We start from the raw sequence: 25,077 nt of genomic DNA, 5'->3' as shown, positions 1-25,077 counted from the left end.
CGGTTACTTCGGGAATTTGTAGTAGGTTTCATTCAGGAACGCCGTCACATTATCCAGATCCTCATCGAATAATTTAGTCCCCAGATTCGCATCACAACGGCGCACCTGCCCTGCCAACATATCAAGGCTAGTCATCTTGCGGTCAGCGCGGGTATACACCCCGGAATCGTGGCAACTGATGCAATTCGCATCGTGGATCGCCTGCCCCGGATGCCCGCTATTCGCCGCCACCTGCTCAGTCGCCTGTGGTGGCGCATTCGGTGTCGTTGCCGTGTCTGCGGTTTTCGCGGTTGCAGGCGCAGCAGCCGTGTCAGCCTGTTTCTCACCACACCCCGCCAAGGCAGTCATGGCAAGCACCAATGTCAAAGAAGTTAATCGTTTCATTGCTCGTCTCTCGTTATAGGTAACATGGTATGGATATGCCGAACCAAGCAAGCCAGCGCCCCCTGATTCTGTTGGAAAAAAACTTTAGCAGCCTCACCGGCCTGTAAGCGCGTCGTTGTATCTTGCAACCATACCTGTAAATACGCCTGCAACGCCACCTCATCACTCACCAACACCGCCCCACCTGCCTCACACAAGGGCGGAAAGATGTCAGCAAAATTATGCACATGCTCGCCACTCAATACCGGTACGGCGAATGCCGCCGCCTCCAGTGGATTATGCCCGCCATGCGTCACCAAACTGCCGCCGATAAAGACCACATCAGCGCAAGCATACCACAACAACATTTCCCCCATGCTATCACCCACAAGGATCGCGGTATCCGGCGCAATCGCCATCCCCACCCTGCTGCGGCGGGCGTACAGCAAGCCACTTTCCGCACACAACTGCACCACCGCCTCAAAACGCTCCGGGTGACGTGGCACAATAATCAGCAATAATCCCGGCAATGTTTCACGTAATTGCGCAAACACCCGCAGAATCACCGCATCTTCCCCCTCATGCGTACTGGCTGCCACCCACACCAAACGATTCTCCCCCCATTGCTGGCGCAATTGCTTACCATGCTCCGCCACACCTGCTGGAATCTGTAAATCAAACTTAATATTGCCACAGACCACCACCTGCTCAGCCTGCGCCCCCAGTTGCTGGAAATACTGCGCATCCTGCACACTGCGCGTCGCAATCAACCCAGCATCGGCCAAGGTTTCCCGCACCAATGCCCCCACCCGCGTATACCCCCGCACCGAACGTGCTGACAAGCGGGCATTCGCCACCATTAACGGTATCTGGCGTTGCGCACACGCCGCGTAAAGGTTTGGCCAAATTTCCGTTTCCATCACCACCAGGAGGCGCGGCTGCACCCGCTGCAACAACCGCGCCAAGGCTCCCGGCAAATCATACGGCAGGTAACAATGCTCCACCCGCTCCCCAAACAAGCGCTTCACGGTATCTGACCCCGTGAGTGTGGTCGTCGTTACCAGCAACCGTTCGTGCGGATAATCACGCAACAAGCGCTCGATCAACGGGCGAGCCGCCATCGTCTCCCCCACCGATACGGCGTGTAACCAAATCGCCGACTCACGCACCGCACTAAAGCCAAAACGCTCACCCAAACGCTGCCGATACGCCGGATTCGTGCGGCTGCGCCACAACAACCGCAACAAGAATAACGGCACTAAACCATACAGCAAACCGCTATACAGCCACCGCCGCACGCTCACGCGCCTAACACCGCTGAGGCCACCGCCACGTTTTCACGTAAATGTTTTGGGTTCAGCGTTCCCAACACCACGCTGGTTGCCCCGGCTTGCGCCAAAATGAAACTCAGCGCCTGTTCCACCGGATTTTTTGCTGCAAATTGATCCAAGTGCCCACTGGCAAAGGCTTTTTTCACCAATACCGCCTTGTTTTGCGCCGCAGCCGCTTCCAACACGGGTAACTCATCGGTGTACACCGGGTTATACGCCGCCATCACCACCTCACAACCCAAGGCATACGCCAATAACGCCCCCTCAACCGTTTTTGAGGAAATGCCCACTGCGCGTATCCAACCGTGTTGCTGCATCTGTAACAGCGTATCCAACACCGCCTCTTGCTGCAAAATGCGGACATCATCACCATCGGAGTGAATCAATACCATGTCAAGGTAATCGGTTTTCAACAAACGCAGGCTATTTTCCACGCTGCGGCGTGTCCCCTGCTCACTAAAATCAAAACGGGAAACTCCGTCGGCAAACTGCTCACCCACCTTGGTTTCAATCACCCACTCATGGCGCGAATTGGGCAACAGCTTGCCGATACGGGCTTCACTTAAGCCATACGCGGGGGCGGTATCCAGCAGATTAATCCCCAGATCAAAGGCTAAGGCGAGTAACTCCCGCACTTCCCGGTCAGAAGGCAACTCAAACCCCTGCGGGTACTTCACCCCTTGATTGCGACCTAATTTGACCGTACCCAGCCCCAAAGGGCTAATGGCTATCCCGGTATTGGCTACCGGACGCTTTTCCATCATCTAAAAATATCCTTGTAACCCGCGTACACCGCCCCCATCATCACCGGAATTAATACCACAAATCCCAGCATAAAGGGAATCGACGCCACAAAAGCTAGTGCCGCGTACAGCAACACAAACACAATGAACGGCAACACATTCGCCCATGCCCCTTGCAAACTGCCTTTCACCGCGTCCACCGCACTCATGCCCTCAAACACCACCAACGCAGGCGCATACGTGAATAACATGCCCAAAAAGATCACCACCACAAACATGAACAGCAGCGCACTCAAGCCCAAATTAAAACTGGGCATCCCGGTCAGTTCATCAATCCGAATCGCATTCCCAACAAACAAGGTACTCAGCACCGCCGCCACTAAACCAGCGCCTAACATCAAGGCTCCCACCACTAACAACTGATTCCGCTTCGGCTCATCTTTAAAGACACGGAATAAATCCGTGATTTCCACAGCAGCCCCCGCCTGCGTATTTTTCACCGCCAGCAGCATTCCCCCGGTGAGAATCGGCATCACCAAGTTCAACACCAACGCCCCGATGAAGGGCAACATACTCAACACCAACACAATCACGCCAAACAGCAGCCCCATCAAGGCCCAATTCACCGGATTGGTCATGAACATACGCCACCCCTGTTTAAACCATTCAATGGATTGCAGGGGGTCGACCGTCTTAACCTTAAGCATCGAAAAACTCCTTGATTGAGGATGGTATAATGTGCCGTTAGTATAGACTATTGCGTACAATAGCGGTTTCGCTCACCCCAGAAAGGATGCTTTCATGTTAAAAATCGGTAAACACAACCTGCTGCGGGTCACGAAAATCACCAGCTTCGGCGTGTATCTGGATGGCGGTACTTACGGCGAAATCTTGTTGCCTAAACGCTATGTCCCCAAAGACTGCCAACCCGATAGCTGGTTGAAAGTCTTCATTTACTTGGACTCAGAAGACCGTTTAATTGCCACCACCGCAACACCCTTGACCACAGTCGGCGAAGTTGCTTGCCTGAAAGTGGTCGCGGTGAACCGTTTCGGGGCATTTTTAGATTGGGGCTTGCCCAAGGATTTACTTGTCCCCCGCAAAGAACAGGCGCAACTGATGCAGGAAGGCCAGTCCTACGTCGTGTGTGTGTATCTGGATGAGCAAACCGAAACCATCGTCGGCTCGTCGCGTCTGGATTTGTTCCTTAACGAATTCGGCGGGCAGTTTAGCCCGCGTCAAGCCGTGGATTTGCTGATCGCCGAACGCACCGATCTCGGTTTTAAAGCGGTGATTAATGGCACACACCTTGGCCTGCTGTATGCCAACGAAGTCTTTCAACCGCTGGCGATTGGGCAACGTGTCCAAGGTTATATCAAAGCCATCCGCCCGGATCAGAAGATTGATTTGATCCTGCAATTGCCCAGCCCGGTGGTACAGGATGCCTTGGCACAAAAAATCCTCGATCACCTGCAAGCGCACGGGGGCAGCTCCACCTTTACTGACAAAAGTTCGCCAGAAGACATTTACCGCGAATTTCAGGTCAGCAAAGCCCATTACAAACGCGCTATTGGCTTGTTGTACAAGCAGCAAAAGATTCTGCTGAGCAAAGACCGTATTCAACTCCAACCATGATGACACCCCGTTGGCAACACCAGCTTGCCTTATTCACCCTGTTTTACTCTGCCACCTTATGGGGGCTGTTTTGGTATCCGTTTCGGCTGCTGAACGGCATGGGGGTGGATGGGCTGACCGCCACCTGCATTGCCTACCTATTGCCCACCCTCTTGATCGGCTGGCGCTATGCAAGTGCGTTGTGGAAAGCCCGATCCTATTGGGTATGGCTGGTGATTCTGGGATTAACGTCGGGGTGGAGCAATGTGGGCTACGTCCTCGGTGCACTGGAAGGTGAAATCATGCGGGTGCTGCTGCTGTTTTACCTTTCACCGCTGTGGACTGTTGTCTTCGCCCGCCTGTTTTTGCAAGAGCGCTTAAACAGCCTTGGCTGGGTGGTGATTACCCTGTCACTGGGCGGTGCCTTGGTCATGCTCTGGCAACCCGATGGCAGACTACCCCTACCCGCCAATCAAGCAGAATGGTTCGGCTTATCGGCAGGCATTACCTTTGCACTGAGCATTGTGGCAGGGCGGTATTTAGGCACTGACATCAGCAATGGCGTCAAAACCTTAACGGTGTGGCTCGGTGTGGCGGTATTGACCGGCGTCGGCTTGCTGTTTGTGCCACCTCAAGCGGGCTTAACCACACTGACACCCACGGCTATTGGCTTGCTATTTGGCTTAGCAGTTGCGATTGGCAGCGTTACCTATGCGGTGCAATACGGCATTACCCGTGTGCCTGCCAACCAATCCAACATCATTTTTTTATTTGAATTGGTGGTCGCCGCGATTGCTGCGTATTTTTTGACGCAAGAACGCATGGATTGGCAAGAATGGCTTGGCTCCTGCATGATCCTTGCTTCCAGCCTGTTTTCAGGAAAAATACACGCTGAGCCTAAGGAAAGGTCACTACCGTCCAACCCTGCGGCCTGATACTACCATCCGATAGCAGAATCTTCTCACGCGCAATGGTCGCCTCATAACGCTGTAAATTGTCGGCACTCATGCGCCCGAACGCTGTACGAAAAATCGCATCTCTGGATTTGAGCGTCGCCAATTCACCGAGCAAGGCTTTATCGGTTCCCACGATAATGCGCTGGTAACGGGTATTGGCTTCGCGGTGTGCAATCCAGCGCTCCATCGCCGCAAACTGCGGTTTCAACGCATAAGAGGTATCCACCACCACCAAAATATCGGGCTGATGTTGCTTCAGGTAAACATGCGTACCCGCCCAAGCCGCGAGGTGCAGCACCAGAAACAAACCAAAAACCGTTAAGCGTTTCACGCGATCCCCTTCTGTTGCTTACATTTCCGAGTTCAACAAATTGCCGATACGGAACGAGGCTGAACCCGCGCTGGATTCGGTATAAGCGCCTTCCGCCAAACTCGCCATTTCCTTGAGTTCCGGCGAGCTGAGTTCATACGCAATGGTGTGAATCGGTGTACCTTGCACTTCCAACAACGCTTTGGTTTGCTCGAAATCGACACCGGTGTTGGTTTCGCCATCCGACAGCACGAAAATCACCGTTTTGTAATCGGGGTGGGTCTTTTTGAATTCATTTAACAAATGCGCCGCCACTAAGGTAGCGCTGTAGGTAGCGGTTTTGCCGCCTACCGAAAGCTGTTCCACCGCACCGTTAAACAACGATTTTTGCTGTACGTTGAAGGGGTTGATGGGCAAATCCACATTCACTGCATCGTTGTAAGACACCAAACCAATCGCGTTATTGGCGCTAATCAAATCAGACGATTCGATCAAGGCTTTTTTCAGGTTTTTGATGCGTTCACCTTCCATCGAACCGGAAATATCCGTCACGAATACCGCTGCAATCGGTTTACCGCCGGACTTTTTCTGTTTCCACAGCTTTTGTGCCTGGGCAATGGTATTGCCATCGGGGATTTTGTACGCATCCTTGTAGTCAAGGCTGGTTTCAAACCCGTATTTTTTCAACAGGGCTGTTTGCGTGCTGATGTAACGTGCAAACAGTTTCAACACTTCCTGCTCGGCAGGGTCGGCTTCACTGGTCGCATAGAGCGGGTTATCGTGACGCACCCCGAAAGGCACAAACTGATAATCGTCCATGCCAGTGGTGCTCAACCAGGTTTGTTCGCTGCCGACAAACCCATCCAACACACCGCTGCCCATCGCCGCATCACGCATTTGCAGGGTATTTTGCGCCACAAACGGCACACCGAGCTGGAACGCTTCAAACGCACTGGCAACGTCCGGCGATAACATTTGTGTGTGATCACCTTTGGCAAAGGCATCGAGGATCGTGATCAGGAAGTTCAAGCCCGTGGCAGATTGGTAAGGGTTGGTATAACCCATCGCAAACGCGCCACTGCTGACATTGGTCAGCAACTTGGCAACGTCGAGTTTGCCATCGGTGGTGATCAGGTCGAGTTTGGATTTGCGTGCAATCACACCGCCGACGCTGGAAGCGGTTACGTCGGCAATGGTCGTAAGTTTATTGCTGCTGCTATTCACCAGACTGCCCCACAAGGCATTGGCGGGGGAATACGCTTCGGCAATGTACTGCCCGGTCATAATGAATTGCGCCCCCAGCCCAGAATCCAGCTTGCGGATGGTGATGGCTGCTTTTTTGCCATTGCTGAGAGTTTGGCGTTGTTGGTTGAAATTTTCGGCTAATTCCAGATACACACCGTCCAAGCCTTTGCCTGCTTTATCGGCGGAAGTGAAAATCTCCGCCACTTCGGTATCGCTATTGTCCGTCACATTAAGCAGCAGTGGGTATTCCGCTAAATCGGGCAGCATGGCTAATAAATTCGTGCGGGTAAGCTGAATATTGGCACGGTACTGGTTTTCGTGTTGAGTGGGGCGAATGGTGTTTTGTACCAGTTCAGCAATCTTAGCTTCCGCTTGTTCTTTGGTGTCGACAGCCTCACCACACGCGCTTAAACCGGTTGTTAGCCATAAGGCGAAGGCGGTGCTTACTAGGGTGTTGAAAGGTTTCATGCGCGTGTTCCTGTGTGGTTGGCAGTTTGTGCCAGACTAACCAAACGTGCCAGCGTATCCAGCCGCTCAAACTGACTGACACTGCGAATATTGGCGACTTCTACGGCGGTTTCATTCAATGCGGTAAAAAACTTATCGTTTTCGGCCAGCAATGCCGTGATGCGCTGTTGTTGTTCCTGATGCAAAGCCGATGCATCCGCCTGACGGTTTAACCCCGCAAGGCTATGACCCACCGCGACCATATCGGTCAGGTTTTGTATGACGTGTTCTTGCACACTGCGAGCCGCATTGAGGTAAGTGATCGGGGCAAACGTCTTGCCCACAAAGCGGGTTTCGACCACTGAACGGTAATCATCGAGAATAGCGGTGAGCATATTGGCTTGTTTCACCCCAGCGGTGATATTCAATTCCGCTAATGACTGGCGGGCGCTTTCCAAGCGTTGCATCAGGGTTGCATGTTCGCGCAAATTGCGTTCATGCAACCACACGGCCTCATCTGCGGTTTTGTAACCAAGCAGACGGTACAGCAGCGGAACACTTAGCGTTATTAGAACCGCTGCCACGCTGTAAACACCGAGCAGCCACCAAGGCGCTTGAAACCACCATGCAAACAAACCAACTAATGCCGCCGACAATATGGCTGCACTTAGGGTGTATATTTTGATGGTGTTGTAGGGAGTTGTGGTAGAAATAAGCGTTCTCCTCGCACAGCCTTTGCTAACAGTTATTGTAGAGGCATATCGCCTCTTTGTGTTAACAGTACGATAAACTGCGGCTAATAGGGTTAACTTACCTCAGTAATCGGTACAGATCGCGCAAAAAATCGAAAAATTACCCAATAAAACAGTACTGCCACGACAGCACCATTCACAACAGTCGCCCAGGTAAATAACTCACCGTGATAGACAAACACCGAGGGAAACATGTCATACGGCGGCACAGTGACTAACAAAAAAGCCATCAGGTTATTCAGGGCGACCGCATATAAATTTGCATTGAAACAATGCAGTTAGCGACACTACCGGTTTTAGCCGTTACGGAAAACCATGATGAGTGCCAGTCTGATAGATCATTTTTCGCCATTGGAAGATCCCCGGATAGAGCGTAACAAACGCCACGCGCTGTTGGACATACTGGTACTGGTGGTCAGTGCGGTATGCAGTAATGCCAAAGGTTGGGAGGCGATAGAAGATTTTGGACACGCCAAACTGGATTGGCTGCGTCAGTACGTGCCGCTGGTGAATGGAGTTCCTTCCCACGACTGCATTGAATATGTAATGACCCGGCTGTCACCCGTCAAATTCCGGGAGTGCTTCATCAATTGGACGCAGGCGGTCAAACGTGAAGTTCAAGAGGTTATCGCAGTTGATGGCAAAACCGCCAGAGGTTCACGTGACCGTGCCAATGGCGGCAAGCCTTTGCACATGGTGACGGCTTGGGCGTGTGAAAACCGGCTGGTATTGGCACAAGAGGCAACCGATGAGAAATCCAATGAAATCACCGCCATCCCCAAGCTGCTTGAACTGCTGGAACTGAAAGGCTGCATTGTGACGCTGGACGCGATGGGCTGCCAACGCGCCATTGCCGAACAGATTAAGGAACAGCAAGGTGATTACGTGATGGGGCTGAAAGGCAACCAAAGCAACCTGCATGAAGCGGTGGACGATTACTTCACCACCGCACGGGAACACGCTTTCAATGCTGTCCCCCATTCTTACACCGAAGAACTTGACAAGGATCATGGCAGGTTGGAAATCCGCCGCTACTGGATCACCGAAGATCTCACCACCCTGCCCAACATTGAGGTGTGGACAGGGTTACGCAGCATCGGCATGGTAGAGCGGGAATGCACACAAGGCGACACGACGACGGTGGAACGGCGTTTCTTCATCGCCTCCATCCCCGCTGATGCCAAACTGTTCGCCAAGGCAGTCCGTGGGCATTGGGGGATTGAGAATACCCTGCACTGGCGGCTGGATGTGACCTTCTCAGAAGATGCCAGCCGTATCCGCAAGGGAAATGGCCCCGCCATGATGACCAGCATCCGCCATCTGTGCATCAACCTCTTTGAACGCGAAGGCTCCAAACTCAGTTTGCCCAAAAAGCAAAACAAAGCCGCGTGGAATGATACCTACCGCGCCAAGGTCTTATTTGATTGAGAATTTATATGCGGTTGCCCTGTCAGGTTATTACTTGCATGAACCCCTAGTGCCAGTTCCAGCGTACCATCCCGCAACGTGATCAACGCTAATAACAATCCAATGATCCAGTAGGGCAGGAATGCAATCCACAGATTAGCGTCCGACACCTCCGGGTTCAATAAATGCGGCAAGGCGAATAACACACTGCTCACGAGCGCAACACCCCAGCGGTTCATGATCAACCCCAGCCCTTGCATGAAATACCCCCGAAATAACAACTCCTCCGCCGAGGTTTGGATAGGGATCAGTAACAGTGCCAGCGGCAAAAACGCCAGAAACTTACCGGGTTGCAGCACATACTCAATATCCTTAGCTGGGGTAGGAAAAAGCCACTCCATTATCACCCCCACTGCCAGGTAAATGGCAGCAAAGACCACGGCTCCGTGCAATACACGTCGCCAACTAAGGCGCTGCAAAGGTGTGAATAATGACCAGAATGGGCGATTGTGCAAGAAACACACTACCAGAAACACCCCTAGCCACAGAAAGAGAAACATCCCCATGAAGTCCGCAAAAATGACTTCCATAGGCAAACCCTCAAATAGCAAAGTCTCCGTATTGAACAGAGTCGTATCATTCTGATCCAGCTCCACCCAAATAGCCAACGCAACGGTAGGCAATAACCCCAAGCCCTGCCACATCAGCACAATGAGAAGAACCCCAAGAACATAACGCCACCAATGATTTTTGCCTAATTTGACCAGATCCAGATAAGCCATTGTGCATCCTGCTTGACGTTGCTTAAAAATTCCAAATACTGGACGCAATCGGCGGCGTTGGCAACTGCTCAAGAGGAGGTATTATTGATACGGTATCGGATACCCGAATACCTAAGTCTGCTTGTAAACGGGCTGCCAACATCGGCGCAAACGCTAGCTTAGTCGGCCACGCCACCGTCACATTCGCAAAGCGTTGCACCATCGGCTGATCAGGGCGACCGCCATCCGGCTGGCAACCTTCGGCACGATCCACATGCCAAGTCGACCATGCCATACCCGTGAAATCGACCCACGGTAACAGTTGCGCCAGTTCATGCTGAGTAGCTGCAATCACCTCGGCAGCAGGTTTGCCCACACCCTGCTCTGCCGGTTGCCCGCCGATATACCACACTGTCTTGCCGTGCTTATCCCGATGTGACGTAATTGTGGCGCGTGGTTTATCACTCATCCCCAGCGCATGGGCGTACAGCAGCGGCAAATTGCCGCGCACCATCACCATTTGCAACGGGCGGCGCTGCATTTTCGGAATAGGCAGCGGCGGCTGACAAAGGCAGGCAATACGGGTCAATAGTGCCTCGTTACCTGCTCCTGCGGTCAGAATGATTTGCTGCGCGGTGACTGCCAGCACCTGACCGTCAGGTAACACTGCCTGATAACCATAACCATTGTGTGCGGGCTGCAAACCGGAACGTTGCGCATCCACCTGCACCAACGCATCCGCCAATTGTTCACGCAACGTTTCCAGCAATGACGGCACATCCAACACCGGCTCATCCAAGCGATACAAACTGCCGTGAAATTCAGGATGCCGGAACAAGTCAGGGTAAGCGTCGCGTGGCACAGCCTCCATCCGGCTTTGCATCGCTTTGCTGGCAAAAAAGCCCGTCATGCGTGAACCGAGTCCACCCGATGTCCACAACAATTGCGATTCCGCCAATACCTTAACCTGACGCAAATCGACCGCACCTTCGCCATTGAGTGCCGCCCGCCACAAACGCGGCATATCGCCAATCGCTAACGTTGCCCCCGTCACCTTGCCAGTCAGCGCGTATTTGGTGCCACCGTGAATAATGCCTTGCGAGGCAATGGTTTGCCCCTTGCCCAACTCATCGGTGGCTAACAACGCATTAACGCCTTGCGCCCGCAATTCTGCCAGCAACCACAACCCGGCAATGCCGCCACCAACGATCAGAACATCAACCTGCATTACGCTTCTTTCTCCATCGCCTGAATCCGTGCAATCGTGCTGGTAGTCGACACCCCATCCACAAAACTCAACACCACCACATCGCCACCGTTATCCCACACGCAACGGTTGCCGGGGATTTTCTGCGGATCGTTATCCCCACCTTTCACCAGCAAATCCGGTTTAACCGCGCAAATCAGGCGTTCGGGCGTGTATTCGCTGAAATCCACTACCCAATCGACACACGCCAACGCCGCCAACATCCGCATTCGGTTTGCCATGGTATTCACCGGGCGCGTCGAGCCTTTAAGCGCTCGCACCGATTCATCCGTATTCACCGCCACAATCAAACGGTCGCCGAGCTTGCGGGCTTCTTCCAGATACGTCACATGCCCAATGTGCAAAATGTCGAAACAACCGTTGGTCATCACAATGCGTTCGCCGTGGATACGCGCCTCTTGCACCGCCGCCAGCAATTGCGCCTCACTGACCACGCCTTTCACCTGCGCATGGTGTTGCTGCAAGGCTTTGTGCAATTCAGGGACACTCACCGTTGCCGTCCCCACCTTGCCAACCACAATTCCCGCCGCAAGATTTGCCAACCCCATCGCCTGTTCCAGCGGCAAACCCGCCGCCATACCCGCCGCTAACACCGCCACCACGGTATCCCCTGCCCCGGTCACATCAAACACTTCACGCGCACGGGTCGGCAAGTTGTATGGCGCAAACTCATGCCGCAACAACGTCATGCCCTGTTCACTGCGGGTCAGCAACAGATTCCCCAACTCACAACGCGCCAGCAATGCCTGCCCACGTCGCACCAAATCTGCCTCATCCACCCACTCGCCCACGGCTTCACGGAATTCTGCCAGATTCGGCGTAATCACCGTTGCCCCCTGATACGTGGCAAAATCCTGCGCTTTGGGGTCAACCACCACCGGCTTACCGGCTGCTTGCGCCAAGGCAATCAACTCCCGCGCCCGTTCCAGCGTCCCTTTGCGGTAATCGGACAGCACCACCACATCCGCAGATTCCAACAACGCCATGAACTGACTGAAGAGTGGCGCATGATCCTGCCCCGCAAACCCTTCTTCAAAATCCAAGCGAATCAATTGCTGATGCCGACTCAGCACCCGTAACTTGGTAATCGTCGGCGCATTATCCAGCGCCACGAAATGGGTTTGCACCCCACGCGCTTGCAAGGTATTCGCCAGCGACCTGCCCGCCTCATCATTGCCCACGTAACCCAGCAACACCGCCTGCCCGCCAAGGCTGGCAACGTTCAACGCCACGTTTGCCGCACCGCCAGGGCGTTCTTCATTGGCTTTGACATGCACCACTGGCACGGGGGCTTCGGGGGAAATACGCGAGGTTTGACCCGACCAATAGCGATCCAGCATCACATCGCCGACCACCAATACCCGCGCCCGTTCAAAAGGAGGAATTTGTAAGCTCATCGTTATTTTTCACATAAAACCAGAAAAAGCAGTGGGAAAGTTTATCACGTTCCATTCCTACACTTGAAAAATTTCCTAGCCAAGCCATACTTGACACCAAACTACCGATATATAATCCCAATAGTCTCTCTACTCTAAGGAAACCCGATGCAAATCGCACAACACACCGTGGTCACTATGACCTACACCCTCACCGACGACCAAGGTCAAGTACTCGATCAAGCGGATGCCGCTCAACCATTCGCCTACCTGCACGGTGCTGACAATATTATTCCGGGGCTGGAAAAACAGTTAGTCGGCAAACAAGCCAACGACAGCTTAGTAGTCACTGTTGCGCCCGCCGAAGCCTACGGCGAATACGACGAACGCATGACCCAGCAAGTACCGCGCAGCATGTTTGAAGGTATTCCGGCTGAACAAATCGTTGCCGGTGCGGAGTTCCACGCGCAAACAGGCGCTGGCAATCAAACCATTCGCATTGCCGCCGTCGATGACAACAGCGTAACCATCGACGCCAATCATCCACTCGCAGGCGTAGCCTTGACGTTTGATGTCACCATCCTCAATGTACGTGCGGCTTCTGCGGAAGAAGTTGCTCATGGTCACGCTCACGGTGAAGGTAGTCATCACCACCACTAAACCCGTTCAGCGGTAAGCGTCTGGCAGCAGTCCCACTGTGATCCGGTGTTGCCACAAGGTTTGCATACTGCTCAGATGCTGCGCATCGGCTTTACTGGAAAAAAATTGCACGCTGCCCTGCCCTGTTTGCGGGCGGCGCAAATCTTCTTGCTCCAACACCCGCATCAACTGGTGCGTCACTGGTGTACTGGTTTCCAAAATCGTCATTTTGCCGTGGGTCACATCCACCAGTGCGTCCGCCAGAAACGGGTAATGCGTGCACCCCAGCACCAAAGTATCCACCCCCGCATCCAACAAGGGCAAGGTATAAACTTTAAGCAATTGACGTACCGCCGCGCTACTAAAATCCCCCGCCTCCACATGCTCCACCAAACCGGGGCAGGCTTGTGTAATCACCTGCACCCCCGCCGCATGATCGCAAATCAACTGCTGCAAACGCGGGCTATTCACTGTTTGTTGCGTGGCTAACACCCCAATCACCCCGGTTTGCGTCAGGCGGGCAGCAGGTTTCACCGCAGGCTCAATCCCCACCACCGGAATCGGCAAAGTTTCGCGCAAATACGCCACGGCATGAACCGTCGCCGTATTACACGCCACCACCAACACTTTAACATCTTGTTCCAGCAAGAAATCCGCCACCCGCTTGCTACGCGCCCGAATGTAATCGGAAGTTTTCGCCCCGTAAGGCGCATGAGCCGAATCCGCCACGTAAATCAGGTGTTCCGCAGGCAACAGGCGGTGAATTTCGCGCAATACCGAAATCCCCCCTAACCCCGAATCGAATACCCCAATGGGTTGTGTGTGCCGTGTGTTGTTCACTGCTGTGCCTGCAAATAACCCAACCACGCTGCAAACAACACCGGATCAGGGGAAATCACCACCGAACGCGGCGCTAACGCTGCGACAAACACCGGCTCACCCTGCAAGGTCGCGGCATAGCCCCCCGCTTCTGCCAAAATCAGCGAACCTGCCGCCAAATCCCACAACTTCATGCCACCATGCACATACAAATTGCCACGGTTCGCCGCCATCCACGCCCATTCCAGCACACAACTGCCCAGATTACGCTGCGAACCGTAAGGTGGGTTCGTCACCAAGGCTTGCTTCAAGGCAGACGGCAAGCGCTTGAAATCCACGATTGCCACCGCATTGCACAACTGAAACTCACTGGGCTGACAACGCAAAGGCTTGCCATTCAACCAAGCTCCCCGCCCGCGTTGCGCGGTAAACATTTCATCACGCACCGGATCGTAAGTCAGCGCCAGCACCACTTCACCGCGCTGAAATAACGCCAGTGACACCGCAAACAACGGGATACCCGCCGCAAAATTGCTCGTACCATCCAATGGGTCAAGACACCACAACGCCTCGGCTTCGCGCAATAAACGTTCTTGTTCCTCGCGCTCCATCTCCTCACTCAAAAACGCAATCTCAGGCCACTGTTGCAGCAAAAACGTCGCAATGCGCTGATTCGTTGCCAAATCCGCCTCGGTCAGCAAACTGCCGTCTTGTTTTACCGCAAAGCCGATGTGTTCAAAACGCGGTAAAATTTCCTCGCGTGCAATTTGACGTATTTCCTGCACCAATACTTGCAAATCAGGCTGCATCATTTAACCTACCCAGCGTTACCAAAACGCTAACAATACAAGGATACCCACACATGGACAAACCGAACGTTTCTGCCAGCCAGAAATTGTTGCATGGGATCGAATACCTGCTCCTCGGCATCATCACTCTCGCCACCATTATTGCCGTGGGACAGGAAATTTATACCATTTTCGTCCATCTCAAAGTGCAGATTGCCGACCTATTGCTGCTGTTTATTTATTTAGAAATCATCACCATGGTCGTCGTTTACCTGCAATCCGGGGAGGTGCCGGTACGAATGCCCTTGTACATCGGCATGGTCGCCCTTGCCCGCTACCTCATCCTCGACATGAAAGCAATGACCGAATGGCAAATGTTAGCAATTGCTGCCTCCATCTTATTGATTTCACTGGCGGTACTCATCGTGCGCTTTGGTCATGTGAAATACCCTTATGAAAAGAACCGCAGAGGAACGCCCCACCCATGAGCCGTTTTATCAACGAACAGGATTATTTCCACGGCAAATCCGAATGCACCGGCATTTTGATCACCAACCTAGGCACACCCGACAGCCCCGACAAAGCCGGGTTGCGGCGCTATTTGAAAGAATTTCTCTCTGACCCGCGTGTCGTGGAAATTCCGCGCATTATTTGGAACGTCATCCTGCACGGCATTATCCTCAACACCCGCCCCGCCAAAAGTGCCGAAAAATACCAAACCGTATGGACAGAAGACGGTTCTCCACTGATGAGTATTTCGCTGCAACAACAAAAAGCGCTCCAGAAAGAAATGGAAATCCGCTTCAAAGGGCCGGTAAAAATCGCCTTAGCGATGCGCTACGGCAACCCCTCCATCCCTGACACCTTGCTAAAACTCAAGGAAGCCGGAGCACGACGCGTGCTGGTACTCCCACTTTACCCCCAATATTGCGCCGCGACCAACGCCACCACTTTCGACAAAGTATTCGACGAACTCAAACGCTGGCGCTGGATGCCCGAATTGCGTCTGGTGAATCACTACCACGATCACCCCGGTTACATCAAAGCACTTGCCAACAGCGTACTCACCCACTGGGACAACCACCCACGCGGACAATTACTGGTCATGTCCTTCCACGGCATCCCCAAACGCAACCTCATGCTCGGCGATCCGTATCATTGCGAATGCCACAAAACCGCACGCTTACTGGCAGCAGAACTCAACCTACGCCCCAACGAATGGCGTGTCACCTTCCAATCGCGCTTCGGCAAAGCGGAATGGCTGCAACCTTACACCGACAAAACCATGCAAGCCCTGCCCGCTGAAGGCATCAAACACGTTGACGTGATTTGCCCCGGTTTTGCCGCCGACTGCCTCGAAACGCTGGAAGAAATCCGCGAAGAAAACCGCGAATATTTCCAACACGCGGGCGGCGAAACTTACCACTACATCCCCGCTCTAAACACCAACCTTGACCACATTCAGGCACTTGCTGACATCATCCAACAACATACCGCTGGCTGGGCAGAAACCTCACCCAACTGGTCAGCGGCTGTACAACAAAAACAAGCCGAACACACCTTACAAAACGCCATCGCTAAAGGGGCAAAAAAATGAAAGTCGGGCTAATCCTCATCGGCGACGAACTGCTCAGCGATTTGCGCCAAGACAAACACCTGCCACAAGTCATGAGCTTCCTCAAAGCACGCGGCTTGGCGCTGGCGTGGGTACGCATGATCGGCGACGATTGGGATTTATTGCTGCAAACCCTGCGCGAAACCCTGCAAAGTGACGACATTGTGTTCAGTTTCGGCGGCATTGGGGCAACCCCCGACGATCTGACGCGCCAAGCGGCTGCCGCTGCTGCGGGAGTCAGGTTATTGCGCCACCCGCAAGCCGTCGCATTGATCGAAGGGCGCTTCGGTGCGGATGCTTACCCTAACCGCATTCGCATGAGTGAACTGCCGGATGGTGCCAGTTTGATTCCCAACCCCATCAACCAAATCCCCGGTTTCAAACTGCAACATCACCACTTTGTCCCCGGTTTTCCGAATATGGCATGGCCAATGGTCGAGTGGGCGCTGGATACTTACTACGCACAGTATTTCGACACCACCCCGCCGATTGAACAACGTTGGACGCTGCATTCAGTGCAAGAAAGCGAACTGATCCCAATGATGGAAGAACTGCTCAGAACCTTTCCTGCGGTGCGCATTTCCAGTCTGCCCAGCACGGTTGAACGCCGCAAAATCGACTTTGGTATCAAAGGTCGCGCCGCTGACGTAGCCCCTGCCGCCGCATGGTTTACGGCACGAATGCAGGCGGAGAACGTCGATTGCATACCGCAAGCGTGACCACATTCCCCCGCGATTTACTTGCCCCGCGACACTGGCTCACCTGGGCCGGTGTTGGGGTATTCGCCGGAATCGCCTGGCTACCTTGGCAAGCACGCCGCTGGCTTGGCAAACGCTTGGGTAATTGGATTTACCGCCACAATCGCAAACGCCGCGCCGTCGTGTTGAGTAATTTACGCTTGTGCTTCCCTGCACTGGCTGATACCCAACGTGAACAAATGGCGCACAGCCATTTACAAGAATATGCCTGCGCGATGCTGGACTACAGCATCTTATTTTTTCGCACCCGCCGCCACATATACCAACGCACCCGCATTAGTGGACGTGAACATTTGGAGCAAGCCATTGCTGCCGGACAGAATGTTATCCTCATGTTAGGGCATTCGGTGTGGCTAGAATTCGCGCCGGTTGCTATCGGGCAATATTACCGCGCTTACGGCTCGTACAAACCGTTCCACAACCCTGTCATCAATTGGCTGATTGCCCGCAGCCGCCTGCAAGATGTGGAGTTTGTGGTAGCACGTGAAGAAGGCATGATGAAATTGGTAAAAGCGTTGGAACCGGGGCGCTTAATGTTCTTTTTGCCGGATGAAGATCATGGCAGCAAACATTCGGTGTTCGCGCCGTTTTTCGGTGTTCCCAAAGCCACGCTTACCACACCCGCACGGCTGACGAAATTGGGTAAGGCGGTTGCCTTGCCGATCATGGCATTTTTTAATCCCGATAATGGTGGTTATGAGATTGTCATTGGCAGTCCCTTAGCCAATTTTCCCGGTAAAGATGAAGCTCAGAATGCGCAGATTCTGAATACAGGGCTACAAACACTGATTAGCCAATATCCTGAGCAATACATGTGGGTACTCAAACTGTTCCGCACTCGCCCAGCAGATGAAGCGCCAATCTACTAATTGGTTGCCGAAAACTGTGCCGGAACCATCACCACGGATACCTTATCGTAAGTCAGACCTTCGATACTTTTCTCAACGATCAGCTTAATGTCTGACTTCATGTCTTCCAAACGATAGGCTGGATTGTATTTGATGAAAACCGAGGCGGATGATGGCTTGAACTCCTTATCAATCGGATTGTTTTCAGGCAATACCACGTGAACCCGTGCAACTAACACACCGTCAATTTGCGATAAGGTTTCTTGCACACTTTGCGATAAGGCGAAAATGAAACGGGTACGCTCTTCCAATGGGGAAGAAATCAAACCTTCTTTTTTGAATAATTCGCCGACTGTCGCAATTTTTTCTTTGGGATAACCGTGCTGTTTCAGAAGCTGCACTGCTTGAGGAATTCTCGACTTTTCCACGTGTAAAAAGTAAGTGCCTGCTTTCTTATCGAAGATCTTTTCGGAGTCTATTTTGTTATTTAACAGAATTGACAACATTGAATTAGCATCATTTTCTGCCAAATTACTGTACAGTTCCGTTTTGCAACCGGTGAGGAGCAGTAGTGTCACGACAATAGCAATACGTCGAAGCTTTTTATTTATCATTATCGTATATTCCCGACTTATAGCAATCAATATTGATATGTATCAACCTGCTTGGAATAATGTTTTAAAACCTTGAGAAACTTGTCCCACAGCAGAAATCACAATATTCATTTTACCCATCCACATCTGCGACTTAATTCCCCACTGGCTTAGAACATGGTTATATTCGCTAGAAGCTAAAAGGCTTTCTGCTGATGCTTTTGTGGACTCCTCAATTTGCTTAATAAGATTGTCACTTTTACCGACTTCAGGATAACTACGTGTCTCATTATTGCCACTAATTGCTTGTTTTTCAGCAAGATAATCTGAAAATTTAGGCATCGTCGACATTTGTGACATCATGCCATGATAAGACTGATCAATTTCACCCATTTTATTCAGCATAACACGCTTGAAATCAAACGAGTCAGTCGTAACCGGCTCTCGAATCTGTAAGATAGGCGTATCTCGCATAGAAGCCGAACCGATCTCATTATGACTTCGAGTTAGAATATTCTCTAAACGCATCACATCATTCGCGGGTGGAGCGGGTAACTGCTGTTGCAAATTCCCCGTCTGCATCACTGGATTAACTAACGTACTCGCATCAAACATGATCCTAAACCTTTAAGTATTAAGGTAAGCGGCTGCAATACTGCTTTCATCTTTATTGCCTTTTCGCACTACCTCTTCAAATAGCTCTCTCGCTTCTGCTTTCTCACCTTTTTGGCTTAAGGCAATACCTAAGAAACACTTCGCACTCATGTGATCAACTTCTTTCAGCAATACATCATCTCGCAGTATATGAATAGCCTGATCGTAGTGACCTGCGTAAATTTTAGCAATAGCCACGCCCATTTTTATGGGAGTCTGCTCAACACCAATAGCATTAACACCTTCCATAATCGTTTGGGAACGCTGCACATCGCCACCAAAACAGGCCATGTAACCAACTTGAGAAATCATTTGAAGTAATTCGACACTAGCTTGCATATTTTTTTATCCTTACAGTGACACCACAAAAATGTGATGTCACTGATCATTTATTGGAAAATCACTTTTTGATAATAATCAGATTACTACCATTTAAATGAATAATACCCAATTAATTAACGGGCAATTGATTGACCAATTGTTTGTGCCATCGTCTTCAGACCAGCCATTGCATCAGAGTTCATCTGATCTTGCATACGCGCTGACTGTGCGGCAACACCGGCATTAGTCAATTGGCGATTGCTCTGCATTTGAGTATTTAATAAATTAACACTCTCTTGAGTTGCAGTTTGAATCGAAGCGGCTGCTGTAGTTGCATCCATTGTCATATCTCCTAAAAATTAATCGTCCATAAAAATAAATCCCCGGTGAAATATCACCAAACGCAGGGAATTCCTAACTTCCTGTTACACATTGCGTTCCATGCTTACTTTTGAACCAACCCTACTGGTGGGTTTGCGTCCAAAACTGGTCAACGACCTCGCAACTGGCTTCTAATGCCAGCAAAAAACTATTTAGTTTTTCGTATTCATCAGGTGAAACCCCTTGGTTCAGTTCAGAGCGAACGTCCGAAGCTGCTTGGTTAAACTTATCCAGAAGCTCATTTTTATACATACCTGACACATCATTTTTGAGGTTCTGCTCGATTTGCAGCATCATCTAGTCTCCCCTTGTCTATACCGTAATAAAAAGGAATATCCATCCCGTTATTCGTTAACACCACATGGTCGGACTTGATGCTCTTAATAAAATATTTTCCACCAAGCGCTGAGCCTTCCATGTACTTCTTACCATCTTTTGCGACAAGAAAAGGTATCTTGCCAACACTTACGCTGCGTATCGCTAATGTGATGCGATCACGTATATCAGTGACATTGAGCACAATCGCGGGACCGTCGCCCTGTATGCTAATGAACTCCTGCCGCAAATCTTTTAATTTTTCGATTTCCGACTGCGTTAACTCGCCCTTAACTATAACGCTCTTGCCGTCGGTTGTGGCTGTGATGCGGCTAGACAGTCCTTTTTTCTCGATGAACTGCACAAAAGACGCCAGATAACCGTCCAATGTTTGAAATTCACTCTCACCGATAGAGCGAACACCCCCAACATCATTGAGAATGCTGACTTTGACGCGCTCCCAATCCGCATTCTTACTGGCGAACCCCTCAGCGACCAACACACCGTCTGTATCTCCCGGCTTAAAGCTAATGCCGGGCTGCCCCATTGCACGGGCAATCATTCCTGCACTATTCGCCATCTCATCTTGTGCCCAAATATGCACATTGGCCTTAATACCGGCATCTTGAAGCCTGCTCATGAGTTCATTGCGCTCTACCGTCGTACTGGTATACCCACGTAAGCTAACTGAACCATCAACCTCATTCACCAAGTTGAAATCCTGCTGTCCCAAATCCCTCAACAACAAGGCTGCCTGCTGCTCCCCCGAATCGCGCACGCCGAGGGTTTCCAGGAAATGGTTAAACTGAGGAGCCCAATAAATCAAGTTTGCCAGCAACAACAAGCCCAACCCGGCAAATAACCAACTTTTGCCATTCCCGCTTTTTTTAGATGAAACTTTATTCGATTTGACTGAAGTTACTGACTGCGCGTTATGCTTGCCATGAAAATGAGCACTTTCACCGCCAGAAGCAGCCTTAGCTGCTCGCTGCTTGCCCGCTATTTGACCACTACCAACTCTGCTATCTGCCACGAGAAGATCCACATTACCCAGCCGGATCGTCTGATAAGGTAGCAAATCCATACTGTCTGCCGTCACCTCCTTAGCTTCAACAAACACTGGGTGAGCGAGCGGTTGCAGCGTAATAGAATCTGGCGTAATCAATAATTGGATGTGCTGATCAGCAATATCGTCATCATGCAAAATAATATCGCTGGTCATAGAACGCCCGATAACTAAGCTTCCGGTTCTTAGCCTGACGGATGCACCGCTATTAATTCCACTCAATACCTTGAGAATAAAGGAAGTATGTTGAGTTGCCATTTATTCAGCCTGTTTTTTGTTTTTAACGACATCCACTACATCAAAACCCGGAAATTTCTCATCCGTCTTAACATCAAATTCAGCACCCATCCCACCCACGGGGTCTTCTGAACTGTAATTCATCACACCCTTTTTATCTTTCCAACGGTACACCTGCCGCCTGGAAAGATCCTGCGTATCCATGACCTTGGCCATATCCAGCACTGCGCTGACAAAACGTTCGGGGCCTGTCAGGTAAATAATGTTATCGACTTCGGAAATCTGCCACTGAAAGCGCTCTTCCAACACCTCCAGCCGCTTTAAGGCATTGGTGAATTCTTGCGGCGACATTTTTTTCATGCTCACACTCGCTGATTGCACTTCTTCTTCCTTGTAAACAAACAGCGCCTCTTTGTCGTAGTACCAAATCAAGCCATAATTTTTAACCAGTTCATTAAAAATCTCCTGAGACTTCCGATTCTGGAGATGCAAACTCACCACCTCTTTGACCTTAGGGCTAACGACGATGGGTAAATCCTGTAATGATGCCAAGGTTTTCAACAGATCCGGTAATGGTTCCTGATCAGAAAAGTGCGAATAATTATCCTCTTTCCATGGCACAGGCGCGGCAACTGCCGTTCCCACATACAGCATTAGTAGCAAAACAGCCCATCGGAATCTGAATAATATCTTATGCATAGCCAAGCAATCCCCCGGCAAATATAAACGAGTCTACTGTAGGCTTTAGCCCACTAACATTCACGCCAAAGGAGATAAACCGTACCAGAAACCCTACTCAATGGAAAAACACTACCTGCACAACTTCGGGTTATCCGTCAAAACAGCCCATTTATCTTTTCATCCCCCTGTCCCAAACACCTAAATGATTACACTGCCCCTATATGAGTGATCGACTCATCTAACATTTTATCGGAAGACATTAAGATGACTACCATAACGCTACCTAACCAACTGACAGCAAGATTGGGCTGGCTTCCTGCTTCGCTCTCACAAGCAAACAAAATTACTCAGCAAGTCCCATCCACCAATCACACTAACACCCTTAGTGGCAACCTCATCGCGCAACTCTTGCCCCTTATTACTAATTTGCTACAACAAATCATGCAACAACAGCAATACAATGGTGGCTCATTAGCGTCTACTTCCAGCACATCAAGGCCGCAGCCCCCGTCAACACCGGCTATGCCCACAACTGAAAGTACAACCCCAATCGGAGCTAGTGAATTACCTGTAGCCAATCCATTGATAAATCTGAGTGATTCTGAAACAAGCATTCTGCAAGGTAAATATGTGGCTGACAGCAAAGGCAACATTCCCACAGGGCAAACCCTATCCGTACAAGATGGCACGAATGCTGATCAACACCTAAGTGCTGGCGACACCTTGATTGTCAAGAATGCAGCGGGTGGAGAAGTCTCGCGCAAAACACTGACAACAGAGGACATGTATGATCTACGCTTCCGCGACAATATGGTCAAAACGGCTAATTCGCTAGGTGAAGGCTGGACATTCAGCGAAGCTCTGGTGCAAATCAAAGATGGTCAGCTACCTCAAGCAGAAACCCGCACCTACACTGCCAGTAATGGTAGTGCATCCACTGAAACGGTGTTGGAACGCAATAATTACTGGGAGGTGGTACAGCGTGGCTCCAACCGCTATTTACTGATGCGCGAAACAGACCCTACAGGTCAGCCCGTCAAACCTTCTGAGGCTATTAATGATGTTTTCAATAACCGGCAGAATTATGCATTTGACTGCGCCAGCCCCATGCGCCTGCTCAATCTGAAAGCCACCTTGGACACTATCGGCGCTGGCGATTTCGACAACAAAGCCGGGCGCTTACAAATATCCTCTTGGTACGACCAGCATGACAGTTCAGGCTTTGATGGTGGCTTCTCAACCAAAGTACGCACCGCTCAGGCAGGTGAAATCAATGTCGATGGGGTTAGCAACCTGAAAGGCGAAACCGCTTTATTCGATCCTAACAAAGGTGACGCACTGATTCCCGGTTCTGCTTATTACTTTGACTTACCAGGGGACAATAAATCCTCATCCCAAGGCTGGAATGCGGTTTATTTAGGGCGCAATGATAACGGCTCTTACCGTTTCTGGAGTTCCAGTATCGGCAATGTAGATGTTAGCTTTGGCGAAAACAACTGGTTCGCTCAAGATAGTTTCAAAGGTTATTACTTGGGTGCAGTCAATGCCAACCCGAATGTTGCTCGTCTGCAAAACTGGGATGCAAGCCGTTCAGTCTGAGATTAAGACCGTATGGCTAAAGAAAGTTGAACTTCACAAGGTATAGCCGCAGACTGATGTGAATATTGCACGTTTTCAGTCATAAACTACGCCCTGCTGTGCTTGCGAACAGCAATCAGGATAATAACCATAATGAGAAACCGGCAGACCCTGTTTACCCCGATCAACTTTCCCAGTCAGGCAGCACTTAATATGCGCCTGAACAATATACTGCTGAATAAAACAACAAATTTTAATTTCCCAGTGGACGATAAGCATCTGGCTAATTTTCAGATGCGGCAGGGGAACACAGACACTCAACATCTCTGTCCCATTAGCATAACGCTGGAATTGGGCGGTACGATGGCGGGTTTATGGCTATCAGCATGGCCACTTGCAGAACGCATCAAGCAATTTTTACCGGATGGTTTGCTGCATCAATTACCCGAAAATCTGGCTATCAGCATTATCGAAAGTGCGCTTGCCTCCTTGTTGCATCAAGCGGAAACAGGCTTAGGGTTGCAGTTAACCCTGCAATCCATGTCAGCCGATCCACTCAGCACCCAATACACCATGCCATTAGGTTTTACCATTCAAATACTTGAGCAAGAAAACCGGCAGATGTTGCAAGAAGTATTTGGGGTATTGATGCTCGACCCGCACCTTTACATGCATATACAAGAACGCCTGCGCCACTGGCCTTCTGACAGCAATCCGGATTGGGAAGAACACGACACACCATTGTGGCTTGAAATCAGCCGCGTAGTGTTTTCCATGCAAGAGATCAACCAACTGCAACCGTCTGACCTGATTTTATTGGAAGATACTCGCTTTGAAGACGAAGGTTTACTCAGGTTATGCCTCGACTCCGGTTATTATTGCGAAGCGACGCTCAGCCAAACAACACCCTCAACCCTGACCATTAATACTGAGTGGATGCCCATGTCCGATAATGAACAAAAACAAAACATAGAACACATTAGCCAGATACCGGTACAACTCTCCTTCGATGTAGGAGAAAAAACCCTGTCATTCAACGAAGTGCGGCAATTACGCCCCGGCTATATTCTCGAATTGGGGAAATCCTTGCCGGAAATCATTCAGATACGTTCACAGCATCGGCTGATTGGCACGGGAGAATTGGTCGAAATCAACGGGCGCATTGCGGTACGCATCATCAACCTGTTTAACAAAAAAGCGAAGAGCGCTTAA

29 protein-coding genes are annotated in these 25,077 nt (G+C 51.0%); 10 read left to right on the top strand and 19 right to left on the bottom strand.

Going from position 1 to position 25,077, the window contains the following annotated elements:
• Positions 1 to 3 precede the first annotated feature (3 nt).
• The 4 genes from QJT81_05555 to QJT81_05540 are packed head-to-tail and all read right to left on the bottom strand — an operon-like array spanning position 4 to position 3,144.
• Positions 4 to 384 (bottom strand): hypothetical protein, encoded by a 381-nt coding sequence (locus tag QJT81_05555; protein ID WGZ95453.1) that lies wholly within the window; start codon positions 382 to 384, stop codon positions 4 to 6.
• Positions 381 to 1,667, bottom strand: coding sequence for a lipid IV(A) 3-deoxy-D-manno-octulosonic acid transferase (gene waaA / locus QJT81_05550; protein ID WGZ95452.1), 1,287 nt, complete (start codon positions 1,665 to 1,667; stop codon positions 381 to 383). The genes QJT81_05555 and waaA overlap by 4 nt, the downstream gene beginning before the upstream one ends.
• Positions 1,664 to 2,458 (bottom strand): aldo/keto reductase, encoded by a 795-nt coding sequence (locus QJT81_05545; protein WGZ95451.1) that lies wholly within the window; start codon positions 2,456 to 2,458, stop codon positions 1,664 to 1,666. Before QJT81_05545 ends, waaA begins: the two co-directional genes overlap by 4 nt.
• A complete protein-coding gene (locus QJT81_05540) occupies positions 2,455 to 3,144 on the bottom strand; it encodes a BPSS1780 family membrane protein (GenBank protein WGZ95450.1) in 690 nt (229 codons plus the stop codon). The genes QJT81_05545 and QJT81_05540 overlap by 4 nt, the downstream gene beginning before the upstream one ends.
• Positions 3,145 to 3,238: 94 nt before the next feature.
• Between QJT81_05540 and QJT81_05535 the strand changes: the two genes are divergently transcribed.
• Both QJT81_05535 and QJT81_05530 read left to right on the top strand, forming a co-directional pair.
• Positions 3,239 to 4,072 (top strand): S1-like domain-containing RNA-binding protein, encoded by an 834-nt coding sequence (locus tag QJT81_05535; GenBank protein ID WGZ95449.1) that lies wholly within the window; start codon positions 3,239 to 3,241, stop codon positions 4,070 to 4,072.
• Positions 4,069 to 4,986: a DMT family transporter gene (locus tag QJT81_05530; protein ID WGZ95448.1), complete on the top strand. Its 918-nt coding sequence runs from the start codon at positions 4,069 to 4,071 to the stop codon at positions 4,984 to 4,986. Before QJT81_05535 ends, QJT81_05530 begins: the two co-directional genes overlap by 4 nt.
• Here QJT81_05530 and QJT81_05525 read toward each other — a convergent pair.
• The 3 genes from QJT81_05525 to QJT81_05515 are packed head-to-tail and all read right to left on the bottom strand — an operon-like array spanning position 4,949 to position 7,665.
• The gene (locus QJT81_05525) at positions 4,949 to 5,338 is read right to left on the bottom strand and encodes a hypothetical protein (protein ID WGZ95447.1); all 390 of its coding nucleotides are present in this window, start codon (positions 5,336 to 5,338) and stop codon (positions 4,949 to 4,951) included. The two genes, QJT81_05530 and QJT81_05525, sit on opposite strands and share 38 nt — an antisense overlap.
• An 18-nt stretch (positions 5,339 to 5,356) precedes the next feature.
• Complete coding sequence (locus QJT81_05520; GenBank protein ID WGZ95446.1) at positions 5,357 to 7,030, bottom strand: vWA domain-containing protein; 1,674 nt, start codon at positions 7,028 to 7,030, stop codon at positions 5,357 to 5,359.
• Positions 7,027 to 7,665 (bottom strand): hypothetical protein, encoded by a 639-nt coding sequence (locus tag QJT81_05515; protein WGZ95445.1) that lies wholly within the window; start codon positions 7,663 to 7,665, stop codon positions 7,027 to 7,029. Before QJT81_05515 ends, QJT81_05520 begins: the two co-directional genes overlap by 4 nt.
• 414 nt (positions 7,666 to 8,079) lie before the next feature.
• Between QJT81_05515 and QJT81_05510 the strand changes: the two genes are divergently transcribed.
• Complete coding sequence (locus tag QJT81_05510) at positions 8,080 to 9,189, top strand: ISAs1 family transposase (protein WGZ95444.1); 1,110 nt, start codon at positions 8,080 to 8,082, stop codon at positions 9,187 to 9,189.
• Here QJT81_05510 and QJT81_05505 read toward each other — a convergent pair.
• From QJT81_05505 to hldE, 3 genes are read right to left on the bottom strand one after another with little or no spacing between them, the layout of a single operon-like run.
• A complete protein-coding gene (locus tag QJT81_05505; GenBank protein WGZ95443.1) occupies positions 9,162 to 9,950 on the bottom strand; it encodes a type II CAAX endopeptidase family protein in 789 nt (262 codons plus the stop codon). The two genes, QJT81_05510 and QJT81_05505, sit on opposite strands and share 28 nt — an antisense overlap.
• A 22-nt stretch (positions 9,951 to 9,972) precedes the next feature.
• On the bottom strand, positions 9,973 to 11,157 hold the full coding sequence (locus QJT81_05500) for an FAD-dependent oxidoreductase (GenBank protein WGZ95442.1): 1,185 nt from the start codon (positions 11,155 to 11,157) through the stop codon (positions 9,973 to 9,975).
• On the bottom strand, positions 11,157 to 12,593 hold the full coding sequence (gene hldE, locus QJT81_05495) for a bifunctional D-glycero-beta-D-manno-heptose-7-phosphate kinase/D-glycero-beta-D-manno-heptose 1-phosphate adenylyltransferase HldE (GenBank protein ID WGZ95441.1): 1,437 nt from the start codon (positions 12,591 to 12,593) through the stop codon (positions 11,157 to 11,159). Before hldE ends, QJT81_05500 begins: the two co-directional genes overlap by 1 nt.
• Before the next feature lie 147 nt (positions 12,594 to 12,740).
• Here hldE and QJT81_05490 point away from each other — a divergent pair, with 147 nt between their 5' ends.
• Complete coding sequence (locus QJT81_05490) at positions 12,741 to 13,232, top strand: peptidylprolyl isomerase (protein ID WGZ95440.1); 492 nt, start codon at positions 12,741 to 12,743, stop codon at positions 13,230 to 13,232.
• Between the two features lie 6 nt (positions 13,233 to 13,238).
• On the opposite strand, the gene murI is transcribed toward QJT81_05490, so the two are convergent.
• A complete protein-coding gene (murI, locus tag QJT81_05485) occupies positions 13,239 to 14,078 on the bottom strand; it encodes a glutamate racemase (GenBank protein ID WGZ95439.1) in 840 nt (279 codons plus the stop codon).
• Complete coding sequence (locus tag QJT81_05480; GenBank protein ID WGZ95438.1) at positions 14,048 to 14,842, bottom strand: inositol monophosphatase family protein; 795 nt, start codon at positions 14,840 to 14,842, stop codon at positions 14,048 to 14,050. The genes murI and QJT81_05480 overlap by 31 nt, the downstream gene beginning before the upstream one ends.
• Before the next feature lie 50 nt (positions 14,843 to 14,892).
• Here QJT81_05480 and QJT81_05475 point away from each other — a divergent pair, with 50 nt between their 5' ends.
• The 4 genes from QJT81_05475 to QJT81_05460 are packed head-to-tail and all read left to right on the top strand — an operon-like array spanning position 14,893 to position 18,060.
• Positions 14,893 to 15,306, top strand: coding sequence for a phosphate-starvation-inducible PsiE family protein (locus QJT81_05475; protein ID WGZ95437.1), 414 nt, complete (start codon positions 14,893 to 14,895; stop codon positions 15,304 to 15,306).
• Positions 15,303 to 16,415, top strand: a complete 1,113-nt coding sequence (gene hemH, locus QJT81_05470) for a ferrochelatase (GenBank protein WGZ95436.1) — start codon at positions 15,303 to 15,305, stop codon at positions 16,413 to 16,415. The genes QJT81_05475 and hemH overlap by 4 nt, the downstream gene beginning before the upstream one ends.
• Positions 16,412 to 17,152: a molybdopterin-binding protein gene (locus QJT81_05465; GenBank protein WGZ95435.1), complete on the top strand. Its 741-nt coding sequence runs from the start codon at positions 16,412 to 16,414 to the stop codon at positions 17,150 to 17,152. Before hemH ends, QJT81_05465 begins: the two co-directional genes overlap by 4 nt.
• Positions 17,134 to 18,060: a lysophospholipid acyltransferase family protein gene (locus QJT81_05460; protein ID WGZ95434.1), complete on the top strand. Its 927-nt coding sequence runs from the start codon at positions 17,134 to 17,136 to the stop codon at positions 18,058 to 18,060. The genes QJT81_05465 and QJT81_05460 overlap by 19 nt, the downstream gene beginning before the upstream one ends.
• On the opposite strand, the gene sctJ is transcribed toward QJT81_05460, so the two are convergent.
• The 7 genes from sctJ to QJT81_05425 form a co-directional block, all read right to left on the bottom strand.
• Positions 18,057 to 18,653 (bottom strand): type III secretion inner membrane ring lipoprotein SctJ, encoded by a 597-nt coding sequence (gene sctJ, locus QJT81_05455; GenBank protein ID WGZ95433.1) that lies wholly within the window; start codon positions 18,651 to 18,653, stop codon positions 18,057 to 18,059. The genes QJT81_05460 and sctJ overlap by 4 nt on opposite strands.
• A gap of 42 nt (positions 18,654 to 18,695) precedes the next feature.
• A complete protein-coding gene (locus QJT81_05450; GenBank protein ID WGZ95432.1) occupies positions 18,696 to 19,247 on the bottom strand; it encodes a hypothetical protein in 552 nt (183 codons plus the stop codon).
• 12 nt (positions 19,248 to 19,259) lie between these two features.
• Positions 19,260 to 19,625: a tetratricopeptide repeat protein gene (locus QJT81_05445; protein WGZ95431.1), complete on the bottom strand. Its 366-nt coding sequence runs from the start codon at positions 19,623 to 19,625 to the stop codon at positions 19,260 to 19,262.
• A gap of 116 nt (positions 19,626 to 19,741) precedes the next feature.
• Positions 19,742 to 19,948 (bottom strand): hypothetical protein, encoded by a 207-nt coding sequence (locus QJT81_05440; GenBank protein ID WGZ95430.1) that lies wholly within the window; start codon positions 19,946 to 19,948, stop codon positions 19,742 to 19,744.
• 121 nt (positions 19,949 to 20,069) lie between these two features.
• The gene (locus QJT81_05435; protein ID WGZ95429.1) at positions 20,070 to 20,285 is read right to left on the bottom strand and encodes an EscE/YscE/SsaE family type III secretion system needle protein co-chaperone; all 216 of its coding nucleotides are present in this window, start codon (positions 20,283 to 20,285) and stop codon (positions 20,070 to 20,072) included.
• Positions 20,251 to 21,627: a type III secretion system inner membrane ring subunit SctD gene (sctD, locus tag QJT81_05430; GenBank protein ID WGZ95428.1), complete on the bottom strand. Its 1,377-nt coding sequence runs from the start codon at positions 21,625 to 21,627 to the stop codon at positions 20,251 to 20,253. The genes QJT81_05435 and sctD overlap by 35 nt, the downstream gene beginning before the upstream one ends.
• The gene (locus QJT81_05425) at positions 21,628 to 22,305 is read right to left on the bottom strand and encodes a hypothetical protein (GenBank protein ID WGZ95427.1); all 678 of its coding nucleotides are present in this window, start codon (positions 22,303 to 22,305) and stop codon (positions 21,628 to 21,630) included.
• A 612-nt stretch (positions 22,306 to 22,917) separates the two neighbouring features.
• On the opposite strand from QJT81_05425, the gene QJT81_05420 reads away from it, so the two are divergent.
• Together QJT81_05420 and QJT81_05415 are read left to right on the top strand one after the other, a co-directional pair.
• A complete protein-coding gene (locus QJT81_05420; GenBank protein WGZ95426.1) occupies positions 22,918 to 23,886 on the top strand; it encodes a hypothetical protein in 969 nt (322 codons plus the stop codon).
• A gap of 132 nt (positions 23,887 to 24,018) precedes the next feature.
• Positions 24,019 to 25,077, top strand: a complete 1,059-nt coding sequence (locus QJT81_05415) for a FliM/FliN family flagellar motor switch protein (GenBank protein WGZ95425.1) — start codon at positions 24,019 to 24,021, stop codon at positions 25,075 to 25,077.

The organism is Candidatus Thiothrix putei, from assembly GCA_029972225.1.
Classification (GTDB): Bacteria; Pseudomonadota; Gammaproteobacteria; order Thiotrichales; family Thiotrichaceae; genus Thiothrix; species Thiothrix putei.
The sequence above is the reverse complement of the archived record's forward strand: the minus strand, read 5'-3'. Positions and strand labels throughout refer to the sequence as shown.

Excerpts from the sequence above, each read along its gene's own strand:
- QJT81_05555 (WGZ95453.1), bottom strand. The coding sequence starts at position 384 with ATGAAACGATTAACTTCTTTGACATTGGTGCTTGCCATGACTGCCTTG.
- QJT81_05545 (WGZ95451.1), bottom strand. The coding sequence starts at position 2,458 with ATGATGGAAAAGCGTCCGGTAGCCAATACCGGGATAGCCATTAGCCCT.
- QJT81_05540 (WGZ95450.1), bottom strand. The coding sequence starts at position 3,144 with ATGCTTAAGGTTAAGACGGTCGACCCCCTGCAATCCATTGAATGGTTT.
- QJT81_05535 (WGZ95449.1), top strand. The coding sequence starts at position 3,239 with ATGTTAAAAATCGGTAAACACAACCTGCTGCGGGTCACGAAAATCACC.
- QJT81_05530 (WGZ95448.1), top strand. The coding sequence starts at position 4,069 with ATGATGACACCCCGTTGGCAACACCAGCTTGCCTTATTCACCCTGTTT.
- QJT81_05520 (WGZ95446.1), bottom strand. The coding sequence starts at position 7,030 with ATGAAACCTTTCAACACCCTAGTAAGCACCGCCTTCGCCTTATGGCTA.
- QJT81_05510 (WGZ95444.1), top strand. The coding sequence starts at position 8,080 with ATGAGTGCCAGTCTGATAGATCATTTTTCGCCATTGGAAGATCCCCGG.
- QJT81_05505 (WGZ95443.1), bottom strand. The coding sequence starts at position 9,950 with ATGGCTTATCTGGATCTGGTCAAATTAGGCAAAAATCATTGGTGGCGT.
- QJT81_05500 (WGZ95442.1), bottom strand. The coding sequence starts at position 11,157 with ATGCAGGTTGATGTTCTGATCGTTGGTGGCGGCATTGCCGGGTTGTGG.
- hldE (WGZ95441.1), bottom strand. The coding sequence starts at position 12,593 with ATGAGCTTACAAATTCCTCCTTTTGAACGGGCGCGGGTATTGGTGGTC.
- QJT81_05490 (WGZ95440.1), top strand. The coding sequence starts at position 12,741 with ATGCAAATCGCACAACACACCGTGGTCACTATGACCTACACCCTCACC.
- QJT81_05480 (WGZ95438.1), bottom strand. The coding sequence starts at position 14,842 with ATGATGCAGCCTGATTTGCAAGTATTGGTGCAGGAAATACGTCAAATT.
- QJT81_05475 (WGZ95437.1), top strand. The coding sequence starts at position 14,893 with ATGGACAAACCGAACGTTTCTGCCAGCCAGAAATTGTTGCATGGGATC.
- hemH (WGZ95436.1), top strand. The coding sequence starts at position 15,303 with ATGAGCCGTTTTATCAACGAACAGGATTATTTCCACGGCAAATCCGAA.
- QJT81_05465 (WGZ95435.1), top strand. The coding sequence starts at position 16,412 with ATGAAAGTCGGGCTAATCCTCATCGGCGACGAACTGCTCAGCGATTTG.
- sctJ (WGZ95433.1), bottom strand. The coding sequence starts at position 18,653 with ATGATAAATAAAAAGCTTCGACGTATTGCTATTGTCGTGACACTACTG.
- QJT81_05450 (WGZ95432.1), bottom strand. The coding sequence starts at position 19,247 with ATGTTTGATGCGAGTACGTTAGTTAATCCAGTGATGCAGACGGGGAAT.
- QJT81_05445 (WGZ95431.1), bottom strand. The coding sequence starts at position 19,625 with ATGCAAGCTAGTGTCGAATTACTTCAAATGATTTCTCAAGTTGGTTAC.
- QJT81_05440 (WGZ95430.1), bottom strand. The coding sequence starts at position 19,948 with ATGGATGCAACTACAGCAGCCGCTTCGATTCAAACTGCAACTCAAGAG.
- QJT81_05435 (WGZ95429.1), bottom strand. The coding sequence starts at position 20,285 with ATGATGCTGCAAATCGAGCAGAACCTCAAAAATGATGTGTCAGGTATG.
- sctD (WGZ95428.1), bottom strand. The coding sequence starts at position 21,627 with ATGGCAACTCAACATACTTCCTTTATTCTCAAGGTATTGAGTGGAATT.
- QJT81_05425 (WGZ95427.1), bottom strand. The coding sequence starts at position 22,305 with ATGCATAAGATATTATTCAGATTCCGATGGGCTGTTTTGCTACTAATG.
- QJT81_05415 (WGZ95425.1), top strand. The coding sequence starts at position 24,019 with ATGAGAAACCGGCAGACCCTGTTTACCCCGATCAACTTTCCCAGTCAG.